This window comes from Agaribacillus sp. DX54 (genome assembly GCF_056858335.1).
In genome coordinates this window covers 1-664 of the sequence record NZ_JBXEQE010000114.1, presented here as the reverse complement: position 1 = coordinate 664, position 664 = coordinate 1, and the positions used below count along the sequence as shown (strand labels likewise).

Annotated in this window: 1 protein-coding gene; it reads right to left on the bottom strand. The window is 46.7% G+C overall.

Annotated features, from left to right (window positions below; genetic code table 11):
• Positions 1-664: AMP-binding protein (locus tag AC04NP_RS30580; protein WP_482863930.1), on the bottom strand; the 664-nt coding region annotated here is incomplete at both ends.

Sequence of the window (664 nt, the reverse complement as noted above, 5' to 3'; positions counted from 1 at the left end):
CTAAATCACCGGTCTTGTACATGCGCTCCCCTTCTTTGAAGGGGTCGGCTACGAACTTCTCTTTTGTTAATCCTTCTTGATTTAAATAACCTACTGCTACACCATCGCCCCCGACGCATAGCTCCCCTACAACGCCTACAGGGCAAAGGTGGCTGGTAGCGTCCAACACATAAACCCTGTTGTTGCCAAAGGGGCCCCCCAGTGGAACCGAATGTGCATATTCTTCTGTCAGGGAAACCTTGTGGATCAGTTTTCCGATCGTCGTCTCCGTGGGGCCATAATGGTTATAGACCTCACAGGTAACCTTATTAGAAACCAGAATATCCAGAACATCATCGGTGAAGGCTTCCCCCCCCAGGATCAAACACTTATTGGGCACAAAGACAGCATCCTTGGCTGTCAGGGTCTTCCAATGGGAAGGGACCATTTTAAGGCAGTCAATGCTCAGGGCGGCTATCTGCTCTACATTGATCAGTTCATTTTCTGATAGCACATAAAGCGATCCTCCTACCAATAATGAGGTATAAAGAACTGTATTGCCCAAATCGGTGGCGATACTGTAACTTAACCCGAAACTACTGCAGGATCGAATATTGGTCTTACTGGCAATACCATAGAAATAATCTGTTAAGGATTTATGAGTAATCATAACCCCTTTGGGCCT